This window comes from Corallococcus sp. RDP092CA (genome assembly GCF_041903675.1).
Lineage (GTDB): Bacteria > Myxococcota > Myxococcia > Myxococcales > Myxococcaceae > Corallococcus.
In genome coordinates this window covers 240564-247231 of the sequence record NZ_JAYESI010000008.1, presented here as the reverse complement: position 1 = coordinate 247231, position 6668 = coordinate 240564, and the positions used below count along the sequence as shown (strand labels likewise).

Annotated in this window: 6 protein-coding genes; all 6 read right to left on the bottom strand. The window is 72.3% G+C overall.

Going from position 1 to position 6668, the window contains the following annotated elements; translation table 11 throughout:
• On the bottom strand, positions 1–1867 hold a 1867-nt coding region (locus U8525_RS12300), incomplete at its 3' end, for a condensation domain-containing protein (RefSeq protein ID WP_374265036.1).
• Positions 1868–2185: 318 nt separating this feature from the next.
• On the bottom strand, positions 2186–3109 hold the full coding sequence (locus U8525_RS12295) for a 5'-nucleotidase (RefSeq protein WP_374265034.1): 924 nt from the start codon (positions 3107–3109) through the stop codon (positions 2186–2188).
• 66 nt (positions 3110–3175) lie between these two features.
• Complete coding sequence (locus tag U8525_RS12290; protein WP_374265032.1) at positions 3176–3310, bottom strand: hypothetical protein; 135 nt, start codon at positions 3308–3310, stop codon at positions 3176–3178.
• Positions 3310–4179 (bottom strand): tetratricopeptide repeat protein, encoded by an 870-nt coding sequence (locus U8525_RS12285; protein WP_374265030.1) that lies wholly within the window; start codon positions 4177–4179, stop codon positions 3310–3312. Before U8525_RS12285 ends, U8525_RS12290 begins: the two co-directional genes overlap by 1 nt.
• Positions 4180–4281: 102 nt before the next feature.
• Complete coding sequence (locus U8525_RS12280) at positions 4282–5532, bottom strand: protein-glutamate O-methyltransferase CheR (RefSeq protein ID WP_374265028.1); 1251 nt, start codon at positions 5530–5532, stop codon at positions 4282–4284.
• A 7-nt stretch (positions 5533–5539) separates the two neighbouring features.
• Positions 5540–6598 (bottom strand): chemotaxis-specific protein-glutamate methyltransferase CheB, encoded by a 1059-nt coding sequence (cheB, locus tag U8525_RS12275; protein ID WP_374265026.1) that lies wholly within the window; start codon positions 6596–6598, stop codon positions 5540–5542.
• Positions 6599–6668: the final 70 nt, after the last annotated feature.

Below are 6668 nucleotides of genomic sequence, written 5' to 3'. Positions count from 1 at the left end.
TCGTCGCCGTCTCCAGCCCCTCCCTCAGCGACTGCTGCGTCACCAGCACCGCCATCCCGCTGTCTTCCCTCATGTACGCCAACCGCTCCGGCGGGAAGGACGGGTCCAACGGCACGTAGCTGGCCCCCGTCTTCAGGATGCCCAGCAGCCCCACCACCATCGCCTCCGAGCGCTCCACGTACAGGCCCACCCGCTCCTCGGGCTTCACCCCCTGCTTCACCAGGTGCCGCGCCAGCTGGTTCGCCTTCGCCTCCAGCTCCGCGTACCTCAGCTCCCTCCCCTCGAAGTCGACCGCCACCGACTCTGGCGTCCTCCTCGCCTGCGCCTCGAACGCCGAGTGCATCCCCACGCCCGCCAGCGCTTCGGCCTTCGTCTCGTTCCACTCCACCAGCAACTGCTTGCGCTCTCCCTCCGTCAGCAGGCGCAGCCGGTCCACCTGTTCGTCAGGCCGCGCGATGGCTTCCTCCAGGAGCACGCGCAGGTGCTCCACCATCCGCTCCACGGTCCGCGGGAAGAAGAGCTCCACGTCGTATTCCAAGTAGCCGCGCAGGCCATCGTCCGTCTCCGCAAGCTGCATCAGCAGGTCGAACTTCGCCGTGCGTGTCTCCAGCTCTAGCGGCTGGAGCTTCAACGCCTGGAGCGCCATGGGCCCACGAGGCGCGTTCTGCAGCACGAACATCACCTGGAAGAGGGGACTGCGCCCCAGGTCGCGCGCGGGCTGCAAGGCCTCCACGAGCTGCTCGAAGGGCAGGTCCTGGTGATCCGTCGCGCCCATCTGCGCTTCCCGCACCTGCCGCAGCAGCGCGCGGAACGTCATCCCGGGCGCGAACCGGGCGCGCATCACCAGCGTGTTCACGAACACACCGATGAGCCCCTCCAGCTCCGAGCGCGTCCGGCCCGCCATGGGCGTGCCCACGCTCACGTCGTCCTGCCCCGCGTAGCGCGCCAGCACCGCCTGCCAGCCCGCCAGCAGCACCGTGAAGAGCGTGGCGCCCTCCCGCTGCCCCAGCGCCTTCAACGACTCCGTCAGCTCGCGCGGCCACTGGATGGACTTGCGCGCGCCCCGGAACGCGCTCACCGCCGGGCGCGGCTTGTCCGTCATCAACTCCAGCGCGGGCGGCGCGCCGCGAAGCTGCTCGCGCCAGTATCCGAGCTGCTTGTCCAGCACCTCTCCCCGCAGCCAGTCCCGCTGCCACGCCGCGTAGTCCGCGTACTGGATGGGCAGCTCCGGCAGGGGCGACGGCTGGCCTTGCGCGAACACGCCGTAGAGCACCGCCACTTCCCGCACCAGCACGCCCAGCGACCACCCGTCCGACACGATGTGGTGCAGCACCACCATCAGCAGGTGATCCGTCTGCCCCAGCTTCACCAGCAGCGCCCGCATCAACGGTCCGCGCGCGAGGTCGAAGGGCCGCTGCGCCCCGGCCTCCACCTGGCGCCAGGCCTCCGCCTCGCGCGAGTCCGCGGGCACCGCCGTGACGTCGGCGTGCTCCAGCTCCAGCACCGGCTCGTCGGAGATGCGCTGCACCGGCCCGGACTCGTCCGCGAGGAACGTCGTGCGCAGCGCCTCGTGGCGGCGGACCACCTCGCGCAGCGCGCGCTCCAGCACGGCCACGTCCAGCACGCCCTCCAGGCGGACCGCGACAGGCACGTTGTAGAGCGCGCTCCCGGACTCCAGCTGTTCGAGGATCCACAGCCGCTGCTGCGCGAAGGACAGCTCCGCCGGCCTGGACCTGTCGCGCAGCGGGAACGCCCCCCGCGCTGGAGTCCCCGCCGCCTGCTTCTGCGCGGCCAGCTTCTTCAGCAGCTCCGCGCGCTTCTCCGGCGACAGGTTCGCGATTCGCTTCGACAGGTCACTGCTGCTCATCGGAAAACTCCGCACTCAGGACGCGACACGGCCCGGAAGGACGCCCGGTGCTTCGGGCGCACGACCCTCGGGTCAGTGTCAGCATGTGTCGTTCACGCGCGGCCTGCCGCTCGTCGCCTGGGCAGCGTGGGGAAGGCCATGAAACCCGCGGATCACATTATTCGGTCGAACACCGACCTGCCATGCGTTCCATGAATGCGGGCCTGCCTGCTCTCCAGCAGGGCTGAAACGGGCATGACACATCCCGCGACAGGTGGATGAGACCGATGTTTCAGCCCCCATCCCAGGATGGATGGGGTTGGCTCCACGCGTGGAAGCTCAGTGACCCGCGGAGCCGGGCGGCTCGACGCGCTCCACCTGCTTCTGGACCGCGGCATCCGACGCCACGTCCGCCCCCAACTGCAGGTACGTCAGCAGGTACGTGCGCCCCGTCGCCGGCCCCTGGGCCGCCGCCGTGCGGGCCAGGGCGTCGCGCCGGGACTCGAAGGAGGCCAGCGTCTCCTGGAGCGAGCGACGCGAGTCCTCGCCCTGCTCCGTCTTCAGGCGCTCCTTCACGCGCTCGATGTTCGCCTCCACCATCCGCTGGCTCTCCCGGGCGCGGTTCGCCTCGGACAGGTCCGTGAAGGGACCGTCGCCCTCCACGGACAGCTCCAGCTTCGCGACCTGGCGGCCCCGCTCCCCCGGCGGCACCAGCGTGGATACGCCCTGTCGCTGCGCCATGCCCACGCCCCGGCCGTCGTGCGACTGCACCACGAAGTCCACGCCCTCGGAGCCCTGGGCCAGCTTCACCGCTTCCACGTAGGGCACCGCCGCGAGCAGCACCACCAGCTGCACCTGCTCCTTCTGGCGCAGGCGCTTGACCTCGGCGGTCACCGCCGGCCCCACCGGCAGGCCCCGGACCCCCGCGGGCAGGACGACCGCGCCATCCGCCGACGCCGGAGACACACCGAGGATGCCCACCTTCAGCCCGCCCGCCGTCGTCACCACCGACGCGGGGAAGAGCGGCTGGCCCTTCGCGTCCACGAGGTTCGCGGACAGGAGCTTCAGCTTCGCGCCCTTCGTCTTCTTCTTCAGGAAGTCCACGCCCAGCACGAGGTCGCGCTGGCCCACGGCCATGGCCGCGTAGCCCTGCGCGTCCAGCTGCTCCAGGAGGAGCTCCGCGCGAGGCTTTGCCGACGCATCCTGGCCATCCGCCAGGGTTTTGAAGAGCGCGTTGCCCGCATCCAGCGCGAGCACCGGCACGCCCTTCGCGCGCTCCTGCGTCAGGACCGTCTTTCGTCTGGCCAGACCGCCAGACGGGTTGTGCCGTCAACCACAGGGGGCGACTTCGCCCCCGTTGTCTCCGGTGAAGAGCAGCACGAGCTTCTTCGGCGCCGCCCCCGCCACGAGCGGCAGGAGCAGCAGCAGCGCCAGGGCGGCGAGCCGCGGGGCGCGCAGGCGCATCACTTCTTCGCCTTCTTCGACGCGGGAGCCGGCGCGGGCTTCTTGTCCAGCTCCGCCAGCTTCGTCTTCGCCGCCTTGGCCGCGTCCGACTTGGGGTAGCTCTTCACCAGCTCCTCCAGCGCCAGCTTCGACTCCTCCTTCATCTTCAGCTTCAGGAAGCAGTCGGAGGAACGCAGGTAGGCGTCCGGCGCGGACGGCGTCTTCGTGTGGTCCTGCACCACCTTGCCGTACTCGAAGAGGGCCTCGCGGCACTTGGACTCGGTGAAGTACGTCTCGCCCAGGCCGAAGTGGGCCTCGCCCACGAGCGCGTCCTTGGGCCACTTCTTCACGAACTCGTTGTAGAGCTGGCGCGCGACCAGCGCGTCGCCGGCCTTGGCCTTCTCCTGCGCGAGCGCGAGGAAGTCCTTCGCCGTCGTGGGGCGCTGGAGCTCCTCGGCCTTCTTCCTGGCCTCGGCCTCCTTCACCGCCTCCGCGCCCTGGAGCGCCAGGAGCCGCTGGTTGGTCTCCTCCGTGCTCTTGCCGAGCGCGGCCTCCAGCTCTCCAATCTTGTAGAGGTAGGTCTCCACCTGGCCGCGCAGCTGGGCCAGGTCCTCCACCGTCTTCTGGAACTGCACGCCGATGTCCGCGTCCTTGCGGCGCGCGGCGGTGTCCAGGCTCTGCAGGGCCTGGGTCACCTGGGCGATCTTCTCATCGAGCTTCGGCTGGGTGACGGCGAGCTGGTCGCGAGCCTCCTTCAGCTCCGCGGCCAGCTTCGCGTTGTCCGCGCCCAGCCGGTCCACCTTGGCCTCCAGGGCACGACCTCGGTCGGCGGGGTAGAAACAGCCGGGAACGGCGGCGGTCAACAGGGCGAAGAGGACGAGCCTGCGCATGGGTCGCGCATCCTAGGTCCAAAGTGCCCCGCGCGCCGCTTCTGTTTGCTCCCACGCCCGGGCGCCTCCAGGCCGGCGGGCGACCCCGGGCCCCCCTGCCCTTCAGCGCCCCCCGTCCGCCTCCAGCCGCTCCACGGCCCGGGCGCAGGCCAGCCGGAGCCGGGGCGGGTTGAGGAAGAAGGGCACCGGCCGCGCCCGCCCGGACTCCACCGCCCGCAGGGCCCGGCGGTACGCCTCCAGGGCCGCGCCGGGCTGACCGCCCTGCTCCAGGAGGAGCCCGAGCAGGTAGCGCGCCGCGACGTGGTCCGGGTCCAGCTCCAGGCACCGGCGCAGGTCGCGCTCGGACGTCTCGTCCGGGACGCCCGTGGAGGCCCCGTCGAGCACGCGCGAGAAGAGCCCGTCCGCCAGCGCCATCGCGGCCTCGTCCGGCGGCGCGGGCGCGTCCAGCCCCGGCGCCGGCGCGTCGGCCCCGGGCGCGCCGGTGGCCCTCGCGCTGCTCGGGAGCCGGCCGGGGGCCCGCTTCGGCCCGGATGGCGGCACGGGCGCGGCGTCCTCGCGGACGTAGAAGAAGGCGTGCTCGCTGGGCAGCAGCCGCAGCTCCGGGGGCACCTGGAGCAGGGGCTCCGCGGCGGACAGCACCAGCACCCCGCCGGGCGCGAGCCGCTCGCCCAGGCTCCGCACCGTGCGCTGGAAGGCGTCCGGGGTGAAGTAGATGAGGACGTTGCGGCAGAAGATGATGTCGAACCCGCCGCCCCCGGGGGCCTCCGGGTACGGGGACTCCATCAGGTTGTGGCGCTGGAAGTCGGCCTGCGTGCGCAGCGAGTCCACCAGCGCGTGGCGCCGGCCCCTCGGCTCGAAGTAGCGCGCGCGCAGCGCCTCCGGCACGCGCCGGAGCGCCTCCGCCGTGAAGCTCAGCTCCCGCGCCCGGGTGAGCACCGGGTCGGAGATGTCCGTGCCCAGCACGCGGCTGGCCGGATCCGCGCCCTCCCACGCCATCAGGAGGAGCAACGTGGCGACCTCCTCGCCCGCCGCGCAGCCCGCGCTCCACACGCGCAGGGGCCGCTTCGAGCGCTGCACCCGGGGCGACAGCACGTGCTCGCGGAAGGCGGACAGCTGCACCTCGTCCCGGAACACCTCCGACGTGTGCACCGCCACCGCGTCCACCAGCCGCGCCAGGTCCGCCGCGCCCGCCGGGGCGCGCAGGTGCGCCAGCAGCTGCGCCGCGCTCCGGCCGTGCCCCAGGGCCTCCAGCCGCGCGTCCAGCCGCCGCCGCTGGGCGCCGCTCAGCGCCATGCCCGTGTGCGCCTGAAGCCAGGCGTGGACGGGAGTCCAGCGCTCGGGGGAGGACGTCATCGCGCGGTCAGCGGGTGGCGGCCAGGGACTCTCCGCGCGCCAGCCGCGCCAGGGTGGCCGCGACGTCGTCGCCGTGGATGAGGTGGTCCACCGCCTTGCGCTCCACCGCCGCGCCCGGCATGCCGAACACCACGCAGGACTCCTCGTTCTGCGCCAGCGCCAGCCCCCCGGCCTGCTTGATGGCCAGCAGCCCGTCCGCCCCGTCCGCGCCCATCCCGGTGAGCACCACGCCCACCGCGCGCCGGCCGTAGACCTTCGCCACGCTCTCCAGCAGCACGGTGCCGCTGGGCATGTGGCCGTCGCGCTCCACACCGGCCTTGAGCGCCACGCGGCCCCGCACGGGCACCACCATGTGCTGCTCCGGCGGCGCCACCAGCACCAGCCCCGGCGCCAGCGTGTCCCCGTCCACCGCCAGGCGCACCTTCAGCTTGCTCGCGTTGGCGAGCCAGCTGGCCAGCGACTCCGAGAAGGCGGCGTTGATGTGCTGGACGATGACGATGGGCGCCGGGAAGTCCGCCGGCAGCTCCGCCAGCATCCGGTAGAGCACCTGCGGACCGCCCGTGCTGGCGGCCACCGCGACGATGCCCATGGAGGCCGAGGGCAGCGCCGGGACGGGCATGTGCGGCGTCCCCGGCCCGCCGCGCTTCTGGCCGCGCACGTGGCGGATGACGCGCACGGAGGAGATGAGCTTCACCTCCTTGGTGAGGTTCCACGCCTCCGGCCCCGCGTCGATGGCGGGCTTGATCTGAAGCGCCAGCGCGCCCAGCTCCAGCGCGCGGTACGTCAGCGCGGGGGCCTGCGAGCGCGGATCGCCCGTCAGGACGAGGATGGGCGTGGGGCACTCGGCCATGATGTGCTCCACGGCCGTGAGCCCGTCCATGACGGGCATGTCCACGTCCATGGTGATGACGTGGGGGCGCAGCTCCTTGGTGAGGGCAAGGGCCTCCTGGCCGTTCGCCGCGGTGCCGATGACCTGGATGTCCGGGTCGTCGCTCAACGCCGCGCTGATGAGCTGGCGGCAGATGACCGAGTCATCGACCACCAGCACCGTCACTTTCTTGCCCATGTCCGTTCAATACCCCGGTCGCGCCGCGCGAGTATAGCAATGCGAGCGGGCCCCAGGGCGCCCGCGAGCG

Coding starts and splice junctions, on each gene's coding strand:
- cheB (WP_374265026.1), bottom strand. CDS start 6,598: ATGGGCAAGAAAGTGACGGTGCTGGTGGTCGATGACTCGGTCATCTGC.
- U8525_RS12280 (WP_374265028.1), bottom strand. CDS start 5,532: ATGACGTCCTCCCCCGAGCGCTGGACTCCCGTCCACGCCTGGCTTCAG.
- U8525_RS12290 (WP_374265032.1), bottom strand. CDS start 3,310: ATGCGCCTGCGCGCCCCGCGGCTCGCCGCCCTGGCGCTGCTGCTGCTC.
- U8525_RS12285 (WP_374265030.1), bottom strand. CDS start 4,179: ATGCGCAGGCTCGTCCTCTTCGCCCTGTTGACCGCCGCCGTTCCCGGC.